At 57.0% G+C, this 19,400-nt stretch carries 23 protein-coding genes; 11 read left to right on the plus strand and 12 right to left on the minus strand.

Annotation, left to right across the window (positions count from 1 at the left end):
- Positions 1–106 precede the first annotated feature (106 nt).
- Positions 107–181 (plus strand): protein YrbN, encoded by a 75-nt coding sequence (yrbN, locus tag C8D90_RS22470; RefSeq protein WP_115457790.1) that lies wholly within the window; start codon positions 107–109, stop codon positions 179–181.
- Entirely contained in the window at positions 174–2,057 is a 1,884-nt protein-coding gene (locus C8D90_RS05430) for a DEAD/DEAH family ATP-dependent RNA helicase (protein ID WP_115457413.1), read from the plus strand. The genes yrbN and C8D90_RS05430 overlap by 8 nt, the downstream gene beginning before the upstream one ends.
- Positions 2,058–2,118: 61 nt before the next feature.
- On the opposite strand, the gene C8D90_RS05435 is transcribed toward C8D90_RS05430, so the two are convergent.
- From C8D90_RS05435 to C8D90_RS05450, 4 genes are all read right to left on the minus strand, one after another.
- Entirely contained in the window at positions 2,119–2,691 is a 573-nt protein-coding gene (locus C8D90_RS05435) for an HdeD family acid-resistance protein (RefSeq protein WP_115457791.1), read from the minus strand.
- 76 nt (positions 2,692–2,767) lie between these two features.
- A complete protein-coding gene (gene yedF, locus C8D90_RS05440; RefSeq protein ID WP_115457414.1) occupies positions 2,768–3,007 on the minus strand; it encodes a sulfurtransferase-like selenium metabolism protein YedF in 240 nt (79 codons plus the stop codon).
- Positions 3,004–4,218 carry a selenium metabolism membrane protein YedE/FdhT gene (gene yedE / locus C8D90_RS05445; protein WP_115457415.1) on the minus strand — a complete coding sequence of 405 codons (1,215 nt, stop codon included), beginning with the start codon at positions 4,216–4,218 and terminating at the stop codon, positions 3,004–3,006. Before yedE ends, yedF begins: the two co-directional genes overlap by 4 nt.
- Before the next feature lie 167 nt (positions 4,219–4,385).
- Positions 4,386–5,411 (minus strand): luciferase-like monooxygenase, encoded by a 1,026-nt coding sequence (locus C8D90_RS05450; RefSeq protein WP_115457416.1) that lies wholly within the window; start codon positions 5,409–5,411, stop codon positions 4,386–4,388.
- A 251-nt stretch (positions 5,412–5,662) separates the two neighbouring features.
- Between C8D90_RS05450 and C8D90_RS05455 the strand changes: the two genes are divergently transcribed.
- The 4 genes from C8D90_RS05455 to C8D90_RS05470 all read left to right on the plus strand — a co-directional run bounded on the left by C8D90_RS05455 (position 5,663) and on the right by C8D90_RS05470 (position 10,419).
- Positions 5,663–6,634, plus strand: coding sequence for an HlyD family secretion protein (locus C8D90_RS05455; RefSeq protein ID WP_115457417.1), 972 nt, complete (start codon positions 5,663–5,665; stop codon positions 6,632–6,634).
- Positions 6,616–7,770 carry an ABC transporter permease gene (locus tag C8D90_RS05460; RefSeq protein WP_115457418.1) on the plus strand — a complete coding sequence of 385 codons (1,155 nt, stop codon included), beginning with the start codon at positions 6,616–6,618 and terminating at the stop codon, positions 7,768–7,770. Before C8D90_RS05455 ends, C8D90_RS05460 begins: the two co-directional genes overlap by 19 nt.
- Positions 7,767–8,909, plus strand: coding sequence for an ABC transporter permease (locus tag C8D90_RS05465; RefSeq protein WP_115457419.1), 1,143 nt, complete (start codon positions 7,767–7,769; stop codon positions 8,907–8,909). Before C8D90_RS05460 ends, C8D90_RS05465 begins: the two co-directional genes overlap by 4 nt.
- Before the next feature lie 196 nt (positions 8,910–9,105).
- A complete protein-coding gene (locus C8D90_RS05470; RefSeq protein WP_115457420.1) occupies positions 9,106–10,419 on the plus strand; it encodes an L-cysteine desulfidase family protein in 1,314 nt (437 codons plus the stop codon).
- Positions 10,420–10,457: 38 nt separating this feature from the next.
- On the opposite strand, the gene C8D90_RS05475 is transcribed toward C8D90_RS05470, so the two are convergent.
- The gene (locus C8D90_RS05475; protein ID WP_115457421.1) at positions 10,458–11,336 is read right to left on the minus strand and encodes a U32 family peptidase; all 879 of its coding nucleotides are present in this window, start codon (positions 11,334–11,336) and stop codon (positions 10,458–10,460) included.
- Between the two features lie 10 nt (positions 11,337–11,346).
- Positions 11,347–12,342, minus strand: coding sequence for a ubiquinone anaerobic biosynthesis protein UbiU (gene ubiU, locus C8D90_RS05480; RefSeq protein ID WP_115457422.1), 996 nt, complete (start codon positions 12,340–12,342; stop codon positions 11,347–11,349).
- 349 nt (positions 12,343–12,691) lie between these two features.
- On the opposite strand from ubiU, the gene ubiT reads away from it, so the two are divergent.
- Complete coding sequence (gene ubiT, locus C8D90_RS05485) at positions 12,692–13,213, plus strand: ubiquinone anaerobic biosynthesis accessory factor UbiT (RefSeq protein WP_115457423.1); 522 nt, start codon at positions 12,692–12,694, stop codon at positions 13,211–13,213.
- Positions 13,207–13,710, plus strand: coding sequence for a GNAT family N-acetyltransferase (locus C8D90_RS05490; protein WP_115457424.1), 504 nt, complete (start codon positions 13,207–13,209; stop codon positions 13,708–13,710). The genes ubiT and C8D90_RS05490 overlap by 7 nt, the downstream gene beginning before the upstream one ends.
- 10 nt (positions 13,711–13,720) lie before the next feature.
- On the opposite strand, the gene C8D90_RS05495 is transcribed toward C8D90_RS05490, so the two are convergent.
- On the minus strand, positions 13,721–14,020 hold the full coding sequence (locus C8D90_RS05495; RefSeq protein WP_115457425.1) for a GIY-YIG nuclease family protein: 300 nt from the start codon (positions 14,018–14,020) through the stop codon (positions 13,721–13,723).
- A 171-nt stretch (positions 14,021–14,191) separates the two neighbouring features.
- Here C8D90_RS05495 and C8D90_RS05500 point away from each other — a divergent pair, with 171 nt between their 5' ends.
- The 3 genes from C8D90_RS05500 (at position 14,192) to C8D90_RS05510 (ending at position 15,713) form a co-directional block, all read left to right on the plus strand.
- Entirely contained in the window at positions 14,192–14,476 is a 285-nt protein-coding gene (locus tag C8D90_RS05500; RefSeq protein ID WP_115457426.1) for a SymE family type I addiction module toxin, read from the plus strand.
- A gap of 85 nt (positions 14,477–14,561) precedes the next feature.
- On the plus strand, positions 14,562–15,002 hold the full coding sequence (locus C8D90_RS05505) for a YhbP family protein (protein ID WP_115457427.1): 441 nt from the start codon (positions 14,562–14,564) through the stop codon (positions 15,000–15,002).
- Positions 15,003–15,074: 72 nt separating this feature from the next.
- Positions 15,075–15,713, plus strand: a complete 639-nt coding sequence (locus C8D90_RS05510; RefSeq protein ID WP_115457428.1) for an NAD(P)H-binding protein — start codon at positions 15,075–15,077, stop codon at positions 15,711–15,713.
- Between the two features lie 6 nt (positions 15,714–15,719).
- Here C8D90_RS05510 and phnP read toward each other — a convergent pair whose 3' ends face one another.
- The 5 genes from phnP to phnL are packed head-to-tail and all read right to left on the minus strand — an operon-like array spanning position 15,720 to position 19,375.
- Positions 15,720–16,487 (minus strand): phosphonate metabolism protein PhnP, encoded by a 768-nt coding sequence (gene phnP, locus C8D90_RS05515; RefSeq protein WP_115457429.1) that lies wholly within the window; start codon positions 16,485–16,487, stop codon positions 15,720–15,722.
- 4 nt (positions 16,488–16,491) lie between these two features.
- Positions 16,492–16,944, minus strand: coding sequence for an aminoalkylphosphonate N-acetyltransferase (gene phnO, locus C8D90_RS05520; protein WP_115457430.1), 453 nt, complete (start codon positions 16,942–16,944; stop codon positions 16,492–16,494).
- Positions 16,934–17,536, minus strand: coding sequence for a ribose 1,5-bisphosphokinase (phnN, locus tag C8D90_RS05525; RefSeq protein WP_115457431.1), 603 nt, complete (start codon positions 17,534–17,536; stop codon positions 16,934–16,936). Before phnN ends, phnO begins: the two co-directional genes overlap by 11 nt.
- The gene (phnM, locus tag C8D90_RS05530) at positions 17,536–18,672 is read right to left on the minus strand and encodes an alpha-D-ribose 1-methylphosphonate 5-triphosphate diphosphatase (RefSeq protein WP_115457432.1); all 1,137 of its coding nucleotides are present in this window, start codon (positions 18,670–18,672) and stop codon (positions 17,536–17,538) included. The genes phnN and phnM overlap by 1 nt, the downstream gene beginning before the upstream one ends.
- Before the next feature lie 19 nt (positions 18,673–18,691).
- Positions 18,692–19,375, minus strand: coding sequence for a phosphonate C-P lyase system protein PhnL (gene phnL / locus C8D90_RS05535; RefSeq protein ID WP_115457433.1), 684 nt, complete (start codon positions 19,373–19,375; stop codon positions 18,692–18,694).
- Between the last annotated feature and the right edge of the window lie 25 nt (positions 19,376–19,400).

The raw sequence follows: 19,400 nt of genomic DNA on the forward strand, positions 1-19,400 counted from the left end.
CTGACGAACAGATAAAACCCGCAATGTTGTCATTGTATCACTACGTACGTAGTGAGGTTTTTTGTTGGTCAATTTAATCTAATTTGAGCCGGTTCACATTTTTTCTATGAACAATACTGATCGTTTTTTAGACGAGCTATGTAGACTGGCCGCCACTAATGAGGCACGTGTACATGGCTGAGCTTGAAATTTCTTTTGCTGATCTGGGGCTTTCCTCCTCCATTCTGACTGCACTGACGGATATGGGGTATGAAAAACCTTCGCCGATTCAGGCGGAGTGTATTCCGCATCTGTTAAACGGCCGCGACGTACTGGGTATGGCCCAGACGGGCAGCGGTAAAACGGCGGCATTTTCCCTGCCGCTGCTGCAAAACATCGATCCCGCGCTGAAGGCGCCCCAGGTATTAGTTTTGGCGCCGACCCGCGAACTGGCGGTTCAGGTGGCGGAAGCGATGACTGATTTCTCCAAACACATGCACGGCGTGAACGTTGTGGCCTTGTACGGCGGCCAGCGTTATGACGTGCAGCTGCGCGCATTGCGCCAGGGGCCGCAGATCGTCGTGGGTACGCCGGGTCGTCTGCTGGACCACCTGAAGCGCGGAACGCTGAACCTGAACAGCCTGAGCGGGCTGGTGCTGGATGAAGCGGACGAAATGCTGCGCATGGGCTTTATCGAAGACGTCGAAACCATCATGGCGCAGATCCCGGCTGAGCATCAGACGGCGCTGTTCTCCGCCACCATGCCGGAAGCGATTCGCCGCATTACCCGCCGTTTCATGAATGAACCGCAGGAAGTGCGCATTCAGTCCAGCGTAACGACGCGTCCTGACATCAGCCAGAGCTACTGGACGGTGTTTGGCATGCGTAAAAATGAAGCGCTGGTGCGTTTCCTGGAAGCGGAAGACTTTGACGCTGCGATTATCTTCGTACGTACCAAAAACGCCACGCTGGAAGTGGCCGAAGCGCTGGAGCGCAGCGGCTATAACAGCGCAGCCCTGAACGGCGACATGAACCAGGCGCTGCGTGAGCAGACGCTGGAGCGCCTGAAGGATGGCCGCCTGGATATCCTGATTGCCACCGACGTTGCGGCCCGCGGCCTGGACGTTGAGCGCATCAGCCTGGTTGTGAACTACGATATCCCGATGGACTCCGAGTCCTACGTGCACCGTATCGGCCGTACCGGTCGTGCGGGCCGCGCCGGGCGCGCGCTGCTGTTCGTTGAGAACCGTGAACGCCGTTTGCTGCGCAACATTGAACGCACCATGAAGCTGACGATCCCGGAAGTGGAACTGCCAAATGCGGAGCTGTTGGGTCAGCGCCGCTTGGCTAAGTTCGCATCACGCGTCCAGCAGCAGTTGGAGAGCAGCGATCTGGATCAATACCGTGCGCTGCTGAGCAAGTTGCAGCCGGAAGACGAGCTGGATATGGAAACGCTGGCAGCCGCTCTGCTGAAAATGGCACAGGGTGAGCGTCCGCTGATTCTGCCGCCGGATCCGGTGGTCGAGCGTCGTCCGCGTCGTGAATTCCGCGATCGTGACGATCGTTTTGAGCGCGGCGATCGTGGCGCTCGTCGTAACGATGGCGACCGTCCGCAGCGTCGTGAGCGTCGTGACGTCGGCGAAATGGATCTGTACCGTATCGAAGTCGGTCGTGATGATGGCGTAGAAGTGCGTCACATCGTGGGCGCGATTGCCAACGAAGGTGACATCAGCAGCCGTTACATCGGTAACATCAAGCTGTTTGCTTCTCACTCCACCATTGAGCTGCCGAAAGGCATGCCGAAGGATTTGCTGTCGCACTTTACGCGTACGCGTATCCTGAACAAGCCGCTGAATATGCAGCTGATGGGTGAAGCACCGCCGCGTGAGCGTCGCGAACGCCGTGAAGGTGGTGAGCAGCGTCGTTTTGAACGTCGTGACGGCGATCGCCGTAACTTTGGCGGACGTGACGGCGGCTCTTCCCATCGTGGTCATGGCGATCGTAACTTCAACCGCGATCGTGCGCCGCGTAATAATGATGAAGGGAATCAGTCCCGTCGTCGTTTCAACGATGCCTGATTACTGCACTGAATGACGAACCGGCTCCCCAGGGAGCCGGTTTTTTTATGCATAAAGGAAATCAATTTCTGGGTTTGAACAATCCGGCGAGCATAAAACAGCTGAAGGAGCTGAACAGCAACTCAATGCCGACGAATGTGATGAGCATCGTCATTGAAGTTAATGGCCCGGCGCTGAGTAACAGATAGGCGATAATCAGATCGAGAACGCCAATCAGGATTTGCACCCAACTTCCGCTGACGCCGCGTAGTTTAAAGCCGGTGATCAACCGGATCACGCCGCCCAGCAGGAACAAGACGCCCAGAAAGAACGCCAGCGTCAGGATCCCGGCGGCAGGATTTGTAACGAAGACGTACCCCATCACCAGATAAGCGATTCCCATCAGGATACCGGCAATCATCGGCCACAGGTTTCCTGAGCGGTTGCTGATCATGCTGGCGATCAGCGTGATACCGCTGAGCAAAAACAGGATCCCGACGACGATGCTGAGCACCGCGCCGGATGCCAGTGGGTTGATCAGGCAGAAGATCCCGCCAAGCAGCAACAGCAGGGAAAGCACCAGCAAAGTAGTGCGTTGTTTACGTAACAGGCCCGGATCCAACCGGGAAAGGCGACTGCGGTCAATATTCAGCATATGATGCTCCGGAAAATGACAAGAAAAATCCATCACCATCCAGTATATCCCGGGAAACTCAGCCGCCTGTTAGCCTTTAACGCTGTATCAGGTAGCGGATAGTCGGTCCGTCTTGCTGAATATCCAACACCGTATAACCATGGTTTTTAGCATCCAGAGGGATATTGTTGATCGACTGCGGACAGTCACTGATCACCTCCAGGATCTCGCCGGGCTTCAGGTTGGGCATCGCCTCCAGTGTGGCAACCGCGGGGTAAGGGCAGGGTTCCCCCACCATATCGAGACGATAATCGGGAACAATCTCCGGACGGCTCATGCTTTCTCCTCGGATAACGTGGTGATAACGGGTTGTCGGGTGCGGAAGAAATGTTTCTCCCAGGCGATCATCAACAGGAAGGCGGCAAGCAGAAGAAGATAAGTCACCGCCAGACCACCCAGCGGGCCGAAGGTTTGCAGCAGGTTGATTTTGTCATAAGAGGTTGCCAGCGCCGGGGCGAGATCGTCCCAGTAATAGGCCAGCAGCGTGGAACCGATAACGTTGCCCAGCCCGACCCACCAGAAATGCACCTGTCCTTCCACGGCGCGGTACATCCAGCCGGTTTCACACCCTCCGGCAAGTACGATACCAAAGCCGAATAACAGGCCGCCAAGCACGGCGTTAGGGCCTGCCCACATGATTTTCGGTGACACGCCGAGCTGCACGTAGCTGAAAATACCGATAGCGCTGACCGCCATGCCGATAATGATCGCCTTCGCCATATGGGTGCGGCCGGTGATCCACAGGTCGCGGAACGCGGAGGTAAAGCAAATCTGCGCCCGCTCGATCAGGATGCCGAACCCGATGCCGAACAGCATCGCCAGACCCAGCTTGGGCGCGCCGAGCGTAGTAAGCGCTCCCCACAGCGCCACGACCAGGAAAATCATCATACCCAAGCGGAAGCGGCGCCGCGCCTGCCGGGGGTTTTGCGTCAGCGGAGCAGCGGCGGAGACTTTTTGCAGACGAACCGGAATGCGAAACAGGGGCAGCAGGGTGAACTTCGCGCCGAAGTAGGAGCCGGCAGCGGTTGCCAGCGCAAAAAACCAGGCGTGCAGGGAGAACTGCGGAATTCCGGTAAAGAACGCTGCCAGGTTACATCCCATCGCCAGCCGGGCGCCGAAACCTGCGATGATGCCCCCTGCAACGGCCTGCAAAATGCGTATCTTGTGCTGAGGCAGACGCAGCTTGACGTTGTTGGCCCACAGGGCGGCAGCGAAACAGCCGCCGAACATACCGATGATCATCATGCCGTCGATACGATCCAGGGGAGAGCCTTCGAGGCCAATCACTTTAAAATAGCCCCATTGTTCAGGATGGAAACCGAGTAGTTGCAGAATCTGCCCGCCCCAGCGGGTAAATTCGCCGGTGACCGCCCAGAAGGTGCCGGTAATGCCGAAATAATAGGTAGAGAGAATGCCTGCTGCGATAACCGCCGGCAGCGGGGCCCAGAATTTAATCAGATAGGTATTTTTGAACGAATGCCAGGACATCACGTTTCCCCTTCTTATTTTTTGCAGCCCCCGAACCGGGGAGCAAGAAATAATGCAAGTTAAAAGAAGTTTGGGGGAGAAGCTCCCCAGGTGCGTCAGGCATCATACGCCGATGATAAGTAAAAGGAAGCGATAAAACGCCGGGGAGAAACCCGGCGTTATGCGGTTTATCCCAGCCGTTCGGGAAGCGTCAGCTCGCGGCTGATTTCAATGACGGTTTTAAACGAAGCCAGGCGGGCCTGTTGGTCGAATATCTGGCCGTTGACCATCACTTCATCCACCTGCGTTTCGCGCAGCAGACGTTCCAGGCCCTGCTTAACCTGCTGGCGGTCGCCGACGACGGACATTCTCAGCGATTGTTCTACGCCGCACTGTTCGCCCGCAGACCACAGGGCATCGATATTTTCCACCGGCGCAGGTAACGGGCCGGGCTGACCACGGCGCAGGTTGATGAACTGCTGCTGCATAGAGGTAAACAGGAAGCGGGCATCACGTTCGCTGTCGGCCGCGATAACGTTGACGCAGACCATGGCGTAAGGGGCGTTCAGTACCGCCGAGGGAATAAAGTTCTCGCGGTAAAGGGATAACGCCTGGAACAGCATATCGGGAGCAAAATGCGCGGCGAACGCAAAAGGCAGTCCCATTCTGGCCGCCATCTGCGCGCTGTACAGGCTGGAGCCCAGCAACCAGATCGGAACGTGCAGCCCCTGGCCGGGAACCGCCTGTACGGGCTGACCGGGTTGTACTTCGGCGAAGTATTGTTGCAATTCCGCCACGTCGCGCGGGAAGTTATCGATATCGCCACGCAGATCGCGCCGCAGCGCCATCATCGTTCTCTGATCGGTGCCCGGCGCGCGGCCCAGCCCGAGGTCTATCCTGCCGGGATAAAGGGACTCCAGGGTGCCGAACTGCTCTGCAATCACCAGCGGCGCATGGTTGGGCAGCATAATACCGCCGGAACCAACCCGGATATGGCGGGTGCCGCCGGCAATAAAGCCAATCAGCACCGACGTAGCCGCGCTGGCGATGCCGGTCATATTATGGTGTTCAGCGAGCCAATAACGATTATATCCCCATGTTTCAGCATGCTGCGCCAGCTCCAGCGAGCGCTGAAAAGCATCGCCGGCGCACATGCCGAGCGGAATCGGGGACAAATCAAGGACGGAAAACGGAATTGCAGATGGGGTGGTCATAGCCGGCTCCTGTATCTGGCCGTTGTAGTATAGATGTAAACTAAATGTTTAATTTTAGCATGATACGCGACGAAACCAGATTAGGGCAGGGCAATCCGTGCGATTGCTTTTTTCCGGCGATATGCTGCTTTTTGCAACTCATGAAAAGGTTAATTGCCGTTATGATTTATTAAATTTCTATATTTTCAGTTGCGGAATAACTGATACTTATTAAAAGAGATGACAGGGACGTGGTAGTAAGGAAAGGCGTGATGACAAAAAGAGTTTGGGTAACGATCCTGTTAATCGTTATCGCCGTATCTTTGGCGATTTTATTCCGCTCGCACAGCCATGAACTGCTGTTGCAGGGAGAAGTGGATGCGCCGGAGGTGATTGTCACCTCAAAGGCTAAGGGAAGGGTGACCGTCAGGCACGTTGAGCGTGGCGATGACGTCCGGGCGGGCCAGTTGCTGGTTTCGCTGGAAAGCCCGGAACTCATGGCACAGCTGCATTCACTGGAAGCGGTCAGGGATAAAGCGCAGGCGCAGTTGGATCAATCGCTGAACGGTACGCGTGAAGAAAGTATCCGCTCCCTGCGTGCAGAGTTGGCGCAGGCTCAGGCGCAGTATCAGAACGCACAGAAAGATTATCAGCGTGATGTCCGCGTCGCCGGGCAGGGCTATATTTCCGCGTCCGCGCTGGACAGCTCGCGCCGCGCGCGTGACACCGCCTGGCAACAGGTGCAGGCCGCCAAAGCCAATCTGGACGAAGGCATCAACGGCGACCGCGCCGAACAGCGTGAAGCCTATGCCGCCGCGGTGCGTCAGGCTAATCAGGATATTATCGAACTCAAAGCGCAAACCGATGATCTGCAGGTTCGCGCGCCGGTTCCCGGCGAAGTGGGGCCGATTCCGGCGGAGGTCGGGGAGTTGCTGAACGCTTCCAGTCCGCTGATGACGTTAATTCGCCTGCCCGATGCCTACTTCGTCTTTAACATGCGCGAAGACATCATGGCCGGGATTCGCAAAGGCGATAAGGTCAGCCTGCGCGTTCCCGCGCTGGGTGATAAACAGGTGAAAGCGCAAATCCGCTATATCGCGCCGCTGGGGGACTATGCGACCAAGCGCGCCACGCGCGCGACCGGTGACTTCGATCTGAAAACGTTTGAAGTGCGTTTATATCCGCAGCAACCGGTGGACGGTCTGCGTCCCGGGATGAGTGCGCTATGGCAATGGAAAGAGTAAGGGCGGGCTGGCGCTGTTTCAGCCGCTCTTTCAGCGATGAAGCGCGCGTAGCCTTTCGCTCCCCGGTGATCCACTGGTTGGGCTGGTGCTTCCCGTTGCTACTGTTCATCCTGATCAGCAGCAATTTCTCCGAAGGAACCATGCTGGAGCTGCCGGTTTCCGTGGTCGATAACGATCAGAGCCCGCTCTCCAGACAACTGATTCGAAACCTGGATGCGGGTTCTCACGCGCAGATTTCCGCTTATGAGGGCGGCCTGCCGGAAGCGCTTAAACGGCTGCGCAGCGCCAAAGACTATGCGTTGCTGTATGTTCCGGTGGACTTCGAAAAAAATGTTCTGGCCGGTAAGCAGCCGAGCGTGGTGATGTATTACAACGCGCTGTTCTACGGCGCCGGGCTTTATTCAACGCAGGATTTCACCGGCCTGATCGCGGAGCTGAACAGTCATTACCGCACCATTATTGCCTCGGTTATCGGTAAGGAAGTACCGCCACTGGCGAGTGTGACGCTGAACTACGGGAGCCTGTTTAACGCCAGCGGAAGTTTTATTTATTATCAACAGTTTGCGGCCACGATCCATTTGCTGCAGCTTTTCACCGTTACCTGCATGATTTACGTGCTGGACCGGCGGAAAGCGTTAATGCAGGCCCGGCCGTTCGGGCTGGCGGTGATTGGTAAACTGGCGCCCTACACGCTGGGCTACACCACGTTGCTGATGGCGGAAATCGCCCTGCTGGTGTTTGTTTTTGACGCCAGAGTCAGCGGTAATCCCTTATTTATGCTGATGATCGGCTTTTTTTACGTTATCGCGGCGCAAAGCATCGGGATCATGCTGTTTACCTTCACCAAAACGGCGATTACCGCTTATACCCTGATCGGGATGCTGGTCAGTATTGCATTGACCTATTCCGGGTTGGCGGTGCCGGAGCTTTCCATGCCGTTGCCGGCCCAGATTATCTCCAATATCGAGCCGCTGACTCATGCGCTGTACGCCATGTTTGACGTTTTCCTGCGTCAGGTGCCGGCCTCTGCCATCTTCAGCGTGTGCGCGCTGCTGATGGTCTATCCCCTCATTACCTGGCTTTTGGTGCGTAAGCGCCTGCTCAAGCGCTACCGTCTTGAAGAGGAGCAGGGATGAAAAGTTACTGGAAGACGCTGGCGCGCGTGCTGATGGGGATGCTTGACCGGCCGATGTGGATGTTGCTGTTGCTGTCGCTGTGCATCATGAGCCTGGTTTACGCGAAACATTCGGTGTGGGACCTGCCGATGGGCGTGATCGACCAGGATCACAGTACTATCAGCCGCGAGCTGATCCGGCGGCTGGATGCGACGTCCAAAATCGAGATCAAAAGTTACGATAACCTGCCTGAAGCGCAACGGGATTTAGCCTGGCGCAAGCTGTTCGCGGTGGTCATCATGCCCACCGATCTGGAGAAGAAGATCCTGCACGGCAACAACGTCACCATCCCGGTCTATGGCGATGCGACTAACCGGCTTGCCAACGGTCAGATTGAGCAGGACGTGATTGCGTCATATCAGCAATTGCTGAACACCTACAACACTGAAGCCTTGCTGCGGGCCGGGTTTACTGTCAAGCAGGCGGAGATGATTATTCAGCCGATCGACGGGCAGACGCAGGATGTCTTCAACCCGGGTATCAGTTTCGCCGCCATTATTTTCCCCGGCCTGCTGGTGATGCTGTTGCAGCACTCGTTACTGATCGCCAGCGTGCGCGTCAGCATTGCCATTCATTCTTCGGGTAAACCGACATTGCCGGTCTATCTTGGCGCGCTTTCTGCGCTGATTCCCATCTGGCTGTTTCTTTCCATCGTGCTGTTTGTGCTGTGGCCCTGGATATTGGGCTATAGGCAAACCGCGCCGATACCAGAGGTGCTGTTGCTGACGTTCCCGTTCCTGCTGGCGGTGATCGGGCTGGGGAAACTGGTGACGGAGTGCCTGCGGCGCGTGGAACTGATTTACCTCACCTTGTCCTTTATCACCATGCCGGTGTTTTATATCTCGGGAACCATCTGGCCGTTGCAGGCGATGCCGGCCTGGGTGCGCGCGATTTCCTCCATGCTGCCCTCCACCTGGGCGACCAAGGCGATTGCCGGGGTCAACCAGATGGGGCTGACCTTCGCCGATGTGGTGAATGATCTGCTGATGTTGCTGCTGTTGGGCGCAGTTTATGCCCTGCTGGGCATATTCGTCGGCATGCTGCGTAATGGCGTCGAGCTGCGTACCTGGTTGCGCAGACGCCGGCCGCGTCCGAGGTAAAATCTGCGGATTCGTTTCAGGAAAATTTAATCCTTATACCTCCGGTTTAAGAGAAAATATTTCTCCCGGGTGCTTGTTGAGTAAAAGTAACTTGAAAAAAGTTTCTCCGGGCGCCGCGATATAATTTTCTTATAAACGGGGTGTTTTCCCCGAATGACAACAAGATATCGGTTTGCCAGGTTACCGGGGGAACATCATGGGTGAAGAAAAAAATTCTCTGCTGTGGGATGAGTTCATTCGCGCAGTTCAGCAGGAAGTGAAACCGGCCGTTGGTTGCACGGAGCCCATTTCACTGGCGCTGGCCGCCGCGCTGGCGGCGTCGCATCTGCCTGGCCCGGCTGAGCGCATTGAGGCATTGGTGTCGCCGAATCTGATGAAAAACGGTATGGGCGTTACCGTACCGGGCACCGGAATGGTCGGCCTGCCGATAGCCGCCGCATTGGGAGCGCTGGGGGGCGATCCGCATGCGGGGCTGGAGGTGGTGAAATGCGCCACGCCTGCCGCGATTGAGCAGGCCAAGGCCATGCTTAACCGCGGTGCGGTTAAGGTGGGCATGGCGGCGGGCGATGATGTGCTGTTTGCGCAGGCTACGCTGTTTTATCAGGATCGTTTGGCATCGGTCACCATTGCCGGCAGTCACACGCATGTTGTAAAGATCGTGAAAGATGGCGACGTAATTTTTGACGATCGTTTCGCTTCTGCGGCAATGGAAAATGAGTGTGTGACGGAGGGATACTGCCTGAAACAGGCCACGGCGCATCAGGTTTATCATTTTGCCGTGACCGGGCCGCTGGAGCGCATGCGTTTTATTCTCGAAGCCGCGCATCTGAACGACGCGCTTTCCCTTGAAGGCCTGAAGGGGTCTTACGGGCTGCATATCGGCGCTACGCTGCAGCGCCAGCGTCAGCGCGGTTTGCTGGCGCACGATTTGCTGTCAGAGATCCTGATCCGCACCACCGCGGCATCCGATGCGCGTATGGGCGGCGCCGTGATGCCGGCTATGAGTAACTCCGGCTCGGGAAATCAGGGTATTGCCGCGACTATGCCAGTTGTGGTGGTGGCTGATTATCTTGGCTGCGATGAGGAGAAACGTATCCGGGCATTGATGTTGTCGCATCTGATGGCGATTTATATTCACAGCAAGCTGCCCGCGCTGTCGGCACTGTGTGCGGCGAATACTGCCGCGATGGGCGCTGCCGCCGGTATCGCCTGGTTGCTGGAGGAGCGCTATGAGCCGGTAGCGATGGCGATCAGCAGCATGATCGGCGACGTCAGCGGCATTATTTGCGACGGCGCGTCGAACAGTTGTGCGATGAAGGTTTCCACCGGCGCTTCTGCGGCATATAAAGCGGTTCTGATGGCGCTGGACAATAGCTGTGTTACGGGGAATGAAGGTATCGTGGCCGACGACGTCGATCAGTCCATCGCCAATCTGTGCGCGCTGGCAAGCCAGGCGATGTGTCAGACAGACACTCAGATTATTGAAATCATGGCCCACAAGGCATCATGAGCCTGATTTTTCGTGCCCCCGGCGGGGGGCACGGAGGTTTACTGAACCAGTTCCAGCCCGGCAACCCGTTGCCAGTACCCGTTACAGTCTGCCTGATTTGCAAGTTTCAACGGCGCTTCGCCATGCTCATTCGCCCTGAAGCGTGCCAGCATCTCCAGCGTTTCCGTTCCCTGCGGGGAAAGCCGTACGATATCCACCAGCCCGTGCATATCCGTCAGGTTATTGCCCAGGTTGTAGCAGTAGCCGCTCTGCGTCTGAATGCCGTTCAGTACGAAAACCTGCTGATTTTCCTGCGACAGCACACGCCGCCCCTGCGGATATTTGATACAACAGGTTTCGCACTCATCTTTGGCGCGGTTTTCCGAACGGGCGGTGAAACAGCGGGCGGAGTACGCCAACGGCAGATGGCCGTAGCTCAGAACCTCCACTTCAAACTGATTACGGAACCCCAGCTCATCACACTGAATGAGCAGGTTCCTCAGCCAGTCGCGCGACAGCTCCACCGGCATACACCAGCGCACCATGCCCTGACGGTGCAGCAAGCGAAGGGTATGGGCGTTGTAGCAATTCAGCGCATGACCGGCGACGAACGGCAGGCCGCGATCCGCCGCCATGTTCACCGCGCCCAGATCGTTGGCTTCCAGCAAAAATTCGCCGTTTTCCACATAACGCTTCAGTTCGCTCAGCTCAGAAGGCGCCTGCAACAGAGCCAGCGTGGAAATCACCACCTGTTTGCCGGAGGCAGCGACCTGTTTAGCCAGATCCAGCCAGTCGCCGACCTTCATCTCGCGCCGCTTGGTGCAGACGGTTTCGCCGAGATAAATAATATCCGCCTCGCTGCGGCTGGCGGCCTGATAAAAATGTTCCAAGTCTGCTTTAGACCAGTAATAAAGTACGGCACCCAATGCGTATTTCATGCTTTCCCCCTTACTGCCATTTGCGGTGGTAGGCGCCCAGCGTGGTTTGCGTACCTTCGGCCATCGCGCCCAGGCATTCCATCCACTGCGCATCGGGTTGATATTGCTGCGGATTCGCTTTGCACCGATCGATAGCCTGACGCCATACGCGCGCCACCTGGCTGACATAGGCCGGACTGCGCTGACGCCCCTCAATTTTCACTGAAGCGATATTGGCGGCGAGCAGCTCGGGCAGCAGCTCCAGCGTGTTCAGGCTGGTGGGCTCTTCCAGCGCGTGATATTTCACGCCGTCGACCAGATAGCGGCCTTTGCACAGGGTGGGATAACCGGCATTTTCTCCGTCATGATAGCGATCGATCAAAACGTCGTTGAGCCGTGATTCCATCCCCTGCGGCGTTTGCTGCCAGCGCACGAAGCGGGCCGGGGAACAGGCGCCGACAGTATTGGGGGATTCTCCGGTCAGGTAAGAGGAGAGATAGCAACGCCCCTCCGCCATGATGCACAGGCTGCCGAAGGCGAAAACCTCCAGCGGCACCGGACTGGTGCGGGCCAGCTGCTTAACCTGATGAATGGAAAGTACGCGCGGCAGCACCACGCGCGCCACGTCGAAGTGGCGGTGGTAAAAGCGGATGGCTTCGTCGTTGGTGGCCGAGGCCTGTACGGAAACGTGGCGTTCTACATGCGGGTAGCGCTGCGCGGCATACTCCAGCATGGCCAGATCCGCCAGGATCAGCGCGTCGGCGCCCAGCTGCGCAGCCATATCCACGGCTTTTTCCCAGCGGGCATAACCGTCAGGGTGGGCGAAAGTATTAATAGCGATGTGCAGTTTACGGTTATGGCGATGGACATAACTGACCGCTTCCTGCAATTTCTTTTCGGTGAAATTCAGCCCGGCGAAATGGCGGGCGTTGGTATCGTCTTTCAGGCCGATATACACCGCATCAGCACCGTTCTCAATGGCGGCCTTTAACGCGGGTAAATTACCGGCAGGACAGAGCAGCTCCATAAGGAATTCCTGAATTTGCCAGATGCACGTTGTGATGTACGTTGTACAGCGGCGGTTAATAATGGCTCGTGCTGCGCGCATCGGCGCAACCGGGCGCGCCAATTGTAGAGAAAGCTAACGGTTTACGTTTTGATTTGGGGCAGTTTCTGTTACGCAGCGGGTAACAATTCATGCTGCCGGTTATGGCAGATGCCGCATTGGCGCCAGACGCTGGTTGACAGCCATATTCCAGTGGCTATTCTCTATCCGTTTTCATATAAACAGTTGCCGGTTTTGTTGACCCAGGATGAAGTTCCCCGCGTCTGATATGGCAAAATAACGGCATACTGTGTCTAGAGGAGTCACTTCCGTGTTGGAAAAGCTACGAGCACGTATCGTGCGTCAGGGGCCGGCGTTGTTACGCATGCCGCTAAAGTTCACCCCTTTTGCATTACAGCGTCAGGTTCTTGAGCAAGTGCTTGACTGGCAGTTTCGCCAGGCGCTGGAGGACGGAGAGCTGGAGTTTCTTGACGGCCGCTGGCTACAGGTGGAAGTGCGCGATCTCGGCCTGCGCTGGTTCGTTACCGTGGAAAATGACCGGTTGCGCGTCAGCCAGCAGCAGCAGGCGGACGTCAGCTTTAGCGGCGACGCCAATGACCTGGTTTTGATTGCCGCGCGCAAAGAAGATCCGGATACGCTGTTTTTCCAGCGCCGGTTACGTATTGAAGGCGATACGGAACTGGGCCTGTACGTTAAAAACCTGATGGATGCCATCGATCTCGACGCGATGCCGAAGCCGCTGCGTTTTGGGCTGCTGCAACTGGCGGAGTTCGTTGAGGCGGGCTTACAAGAGGGTGCGGTGCAACAGCCCCGTACGGTTGAGATATGCTGATCAGGGTAGAAATACCGGTGGATGCGCCGGGGATTGATCAATTGCTGCGCAGCGCCTTTCCTTCAGAGGCGGAGGCTGACCTGGTTCACCAACTGCGTGAGGACGGGCTGCTGACGCTGGGCGTGGTGGCGACGGATGACGAGGGCGGTGTTATTGGCTACGTAGCCTTTAGTCCCGTCGATCTTGAGGGCGAAGATCGTCAGTGGGTCGGCCTGGCGCCGGTTGCCGTGGCTGAAGCGTATCGTCGTCAGGGGATCGCGCAGGCGTTGATCTACGAAGGGCTGGATGCGCTGAATGAGTTCGGTTATGCCGCTGTCGTCGTACTCGGCGATCCGGCTTACTATGGGCGGCTTGGGTTCCAAAATGCGGCCGCCGCTCAGTTGCATTGCCGCTGGCCGGATACCGAACAGGCATTTCAGGTGTATCCGTTGGCTGACAATGTGCTGGAAAGCTCGTCCGGGCTGGTTGAGTATTCCGCGCCTTTCAACCGTTTTTAATTCCGCTTCATCAGACCTTCTCCAGCCAGCCGGCCAATGATGCCGGTTGGTCTGCGATCAGCCGTTCTTTTTGCCGCTTATTCATTTGTTTCAGGCGGAACTCCATGCGCAGTGCTTCGCCGTGCGTACCTGCTTCGCAGCAAAAAACCAGTTGCAGAGGCCCTTTGCCACGCAGGGCTTTGGCGCCCGTCCCTTTCTCATGCTGGGCTAGCCGGCGTTGGACATCGGTGGTTATCCCGGTATACAGCGCGTTTCCGGACGTTCGGATAAGGTAAAGATGCCAGACGGAAGGTGTTTTCGGGAGTGTCATGTCGGTTTTTTGTCATCACGAACAGGTGTAATTCGTCATACCTTACATTTTTTTGGAATCGACTTTCCAGTAATCAAATATGCCCGCGCTTTGCTCCCCCCCTGGCTTGATTGCTGTGTATATAAACAGTATTTTCATCGCATCAATGGTTGGATGAGAGAGGAGTTTATTATGGCTGACAATGTGTTGCCTACATTACATATTTCAGAGGGAGAGCGCTATGGCGAGGTGGATTATGATGGCATTCTGTTGGATGGAACATGGTTGGCCGAAGCCGGTTTTCCGGCGGGAATGCCGATAAAAGTGCGCATCATGCCTGACTGCATCGTGATTACGGCGCAGAACTTACGTGAATTATGGGGATGCCTGTCCGGGTTGAGTGATAACGAATGGAGCCCGGAACAGTCGGCGCGCTGGCTGGCCGACTTCCCCGGAAAATTGCGGGCGGTGTCGTAACGGAAGCGGTTTTCGGGGGTTGTGGTCAGGAGGGATATTGGCAAAGATAAGAGTATTCATCATCTCTGGATAGGGTAGATAACCTGTGACATTTTCTCAGGATCTGGCTGCGATATGCCGTTTTCTTCGTCAGCAGCATGTGCTTACGCTGTGTGCGTCTTCCGGGGAGGACGTCTGGTGCGCAAACTGTTTTTACGTGTTCGATGAAAGCGGTATGTCGCTGTATGTAATGACACAAGCCGACACGCGTCACGGAGCGCTGATGGTTCAAAACCCCCGTGTGGTTGGCACGATTGCCCATCAAACGCGAACGGTTGCGTTGATCAAGGGCATTCAATACCGGGCGCGGGCGGAGTGCCTGGAAGGAGAGGTGATGGAGCAGGCTTACGCGTTGTACTGCCATCACTTCCCCGTCGCGCGGGCGGTAAAAGCGCCGCTCTGGGCGTTGAGGCTGGATGAGATAAAGATGACGGACAATAAACTGGGGTTTGGCAAAAAACGCCTGTGGTTGAGAGAGGGGAGTTGAGGGAAGGGGAAAAGGGATTACGAACGTGCAGGCTGGTGAGCCGGCGTTATACTGAGAGCAGGAGGGAAACGTATGAAAATACTGCTTTTAGGTGCCAGTGGTTTAGTTGGAAACGAATTGTTGCAACTCTTGCTGCGGGATGAGCGTATAGAGACGGTTTATGCGCCCTCCCGGCGAGCATTGCCGCCGTCACCCAAGTTAGTGAACACGGTGTCTGAGGACTTATGCCAGATTATGGCGAACTGGAAAACGCCCTGCGATATTGCCTTTTGCTGTTTGGGCACGACGCGTAAACAGGCAGGCAGCGACAGCGCCTTCCGGTATGTAGACTATACGTTGGTCGTAGAGAGTGGTCGCGTCGCGCTGGCTAACGGCTGCCGTCACTACCTGGTGGTCAGCGCGCTGGGCGCCAATGCGCAATCATCATTCTTGTATAACCGCACCAAAGGCGAAATGGAGCAGGCGCTGAAAATGCAGGGATGGCCGCACCTGACAATCGCCCGCCCCTCAATGCTACAAGGCGAAAGAGCGGAAAAACGCTGGTTAGAGCAGCTTTCCGAGCCTATTTTCCGCATGCTGCCGGGTAAATGGAAAGGCATTAAGGCTGCCGGTGTAGCACAGGCTTTGTTGAATGCGGCATTCAATCCCCCGGACTACCAACTGAATATCCTGGAGTCCGATCAGCTACGGGAGATGGCCGGAGAAGCCTGACCGCGTTCATTCCAGTTCGAGCCGTTCCCCGTCACGGGCTGCATGCATACCGTGCGGAAGGGGATTTTCCATCATCCAGGCGTCAAACCGATGGCCGATGTGCGTCAGGATTGTCTGGCCGACGGTAATCTGCCGGCATAACGCAATGACCGCGCCGAGATCGTTGTGGTTAGACGGCATGCATTCGGCCGGTGGATGGCTGCAGTCGATCACTATGACGTCCGGAGGCGTTTGTCGCAGCAAGTGCAACGTTGCGTCAGGCAGACCGGCGGTATCCGTCAGGTAGGCCAGCCGCATACGGCCGGTGTCGAACAGGTAGCCGAACGTCAGGCGTGAGTGGTTGAGGGGGAGCGGCGTCACGCGAATGTCCTGCAACGTAAAAGTTTCAAAGGGCGCTACGTGATGATTGAAGTCCAGAATTCCCGGATGCTTATAGAGATCGTCACAGCCCTGTGCGTCCGGCGGGCCGTAAACCGGGATGGCGTCGCCATATCCCCAGCGTAACGGAAACAGCCCCTGCACGTGGTCCATGTGGTAATGCGTCAACAGAAACTGACTGATGTTCTCCGGCGTGAAACGTTCGGTCAGGTCATGTAAACCGGCATCCAGCAAGGTGAGAGCATTACCGTGTTGCAGCATGGCGCTGCACGGGCGACGGCGGTATGCCGGATCGTTCCTGGCGCGTTCACAGGCGGGACAGCGACAGCCGAATGCGGGTACTTGCTGTGCTCCGCCGGTTCCCAGAAAGGTGAGCGTTAATGCGGGAACAGGCATCGTGTTATTCCCCGGGCAAGGGTTTGGTAAAACGCAGATGGGTATTTTTGTACCCTTCACGCTGATAAAAACGGTGTGCATCGTGGCGACGAACGCTGGTGGACAGTTCCGTTTGTTCCGCTCCCTGTTTCCTGGCCGTTGTTTCTGCCCAGCCGAGCAGCCGCTTGCCGACGCCTTTGCCTCTGGCATCCGCCGCGACAACCAGTTCCTGAATTTCGGCTATCCAGTTGGCGTGGTGCAGATGGAACTGTAAGTGCAGGCTGATAAATCCAAGTGGGCGATCGTGCTCCCAGGCTAAGGCATAGTACAAGTGCGGATCGGCCAGATTGTTGAGATAGCCCGCGCTAAAACGATGAAAATCAAAGCGGGTTTGCTCCAGTTCACAGATAAGGGCGTAAACATATTCCGTGTCTGCGGACGTTGCCGCCCGCAGGGTGATGGGGGAACTATCGTGCATAAAAAGTCTCCCGGGTTTGGGTATCTGGCGCTTCAGCATAGTTTACCGCAGGTAAGCGGCCGATAAGCTGTAACAGAGCGGCGGTGGTTTGCTCCAGCGGCCCGTCATTGCTGAGATGATGGCAGGTTTCCCGTTCATCTGGCTGACAGGCCAGTGCGCGTTGCAGGCGTTGCTCAATGTCGGCGGCGCATTCCCGGCCGCGCTCTTGCAAGCGCTGGCGCAGGACGTCCTGACTGACCGTCAGGCAGACGGGATACAGCGCCGTGCCGTAACGCTGGCGTGCGTTTACCAGGTCAGCCCGCGAACCATTGATGATGACATTCATCCCGCGCGTCAGCCAGGACTCGATCTCAATGCCGATGCCATAATCGTGTCCGTTAGCCCGCCAGTCGAGGGCAAACAGACCGTACCGTTTACGCAGCGCGAACTCACGGGAGGTCAGGGCGATATGATTCTCCCCGCCGGCGTCGGCCGGTCGCGTGATATAACGGTGTGCGACCAGTATGGCGGCGTCCTGTTGTTCGCGCAGCGCCCTGAGCAGGCTGTCTTTACCTGAACCGGAGGGGCCCATCAGGTAGATAAGTGTTCCCATCAAAACACCCTTATCCCCTGGCGCCAGACCTGATCGACATGAATATGCTCGCCGTGCCGCCGTGCCAGTACCAGGTCCGCTCGCTTCCCTTCCTCCAGCGTCCCGCGATCGTCCAGCCCCAGCGCCTGTGCCGGGTTGCGGGTTACGAGACGTATCGCCTGCGGTAACGTGAAGGTATTGTCGTCGCTTTCGGCTACGCGGAAAGCGGCGTCCAACAAGCTGGCCGGGTAGTAGTCTGACGACAGAATATCCAGCACGCCCAATTCCGCCAGCCGCCGTGCTGCGACGTTGCCGGAGTGTGAGCCGCCACGAACGATATTGGGCGCTCCCATCATCACGTGCATGCCGTGGCGGTGTGAAGCATACGCGGCTTCTTCCGTGGTGGGAAATTCAGCGATAACGCTGCCGAGCTGATGCGACTCCGTGGCATGCGCCTCAGTTGCATCGTCATGGCTGGCAAGCGCGATATTGCGCAGGCTGCACTCTTCCGCAATGGCGCGCCGGTTAGCATCGGACCAGATTTGAGCATTTTCCATCTGTTCCTGCTCGAAACGGGCCATCGCCTCGTCGCTGAGGTGGTATTTGCCCTGATAGTATTCACGGTATTTCTGGATATTAACGAACTGGCGCTGTCCCGGAGAATGATCCATCAGCGACACCAACGACACGCCGGGTTTATCAACCAACTGCCGGAATAGCGGCAGCGTGGTGTGGTGCGGAAGTTCGCAGCGCAAATGCAGCCGGTGTTCCGCGCGGTTAACGCCGCGCTGCTGGCTGGTGATAACCGCATCAATCATCTTTTCCAGGTTTTCCAATCGATCGCCGCCGTCGCGAACGTCGCCGAGCGCAACGGCGTCCAGCACCGTGGTGATACCGCTGGCGACCATTAACGCGTCGTGGCTGCTCATTGCGGAGTGGGCCGGCCAGTCAACGCGCGGGCGGGGAGCAAAAAACTTGTCCAGGTTATCGGTATGGAGTTCAATCAGGCCGGGCATCAGCCAACCGTTGTCACCGTCCAGCGCCTGCGGCAACCGGCTTTGCTGCGTGGAAATATGGCGGATCACGCCGTCATGTACTTCCAGTGAGCCGGAAACCACCCCATCGTCCAGTACCATTCTGATGTTGTTGATAATCATGATAAAAAACTCCGCGCACTCAGGCTGACATCGGATGTAAACGATCGGCGACGCGCCGGCGCGTCTCTTCGTCGTGGAAAATGCCGACGACGGCGGCGCCGCGTTGTTTGGCATCGTCAATCAAACTCACCACGGCGGCGCTATTGACGGCATCCAGCGAGGCGGTTGGCTCATCAAGCAGCAGAACCGGATAATCGACGATAAACCCGCGTGCGATGTTGACGCGCTGTTGCTCACCGCCGGAAAACGTTGAGGGCGCCAGCCGCCATAAGCGTTCCGGCACGTTCAGCCGGCGCAGCAGAGCGGCGGCTTTTTCTTCACACTCAGCGCGTGCGACGCCCAGCTCCAGCAACGGTTGCATTACGACTTCCAGCGCGCTGATGCGTGGGATAACGCGCAGAAACTGGCTGACCCAGCCGATGGTATGGCGGCGAACGTCCAGGATGCGCCGTGCCGGCGCCTGTACCATGTCCAGCCATTCCCCCTGGTGATGTACCCAAATGTGGCCGTTGTCCGGTAAATAGTTGGCGTACAGCGAACGCAGCAAGGTGGACTTTCCGCTGCCGGAATGCCCATGCAGCACCACGCACTCCCCGGCGCCGACGTCCAGTGAGGCGTTATTCAGTACCGGTAGCTGGACGCCATCCTGATGATGCAGTATGAAAGTTTTACTCAGGTTTTCGACCCGCAGGCGAATGTTCATAGTCTGTTCCCGTCGGTGATAGATC

It is taken from the genome of Enterobacillus tribolii (assembly GCF_003363015.1).
GTDB classification, from domain to species: domain Bacteria; phylum Pseudomonadota; class Gammaproteobacteria; order Enterobacterales; family Enterobacteriaceae; genus Enterobacillus; species Enterobacillus tribolii.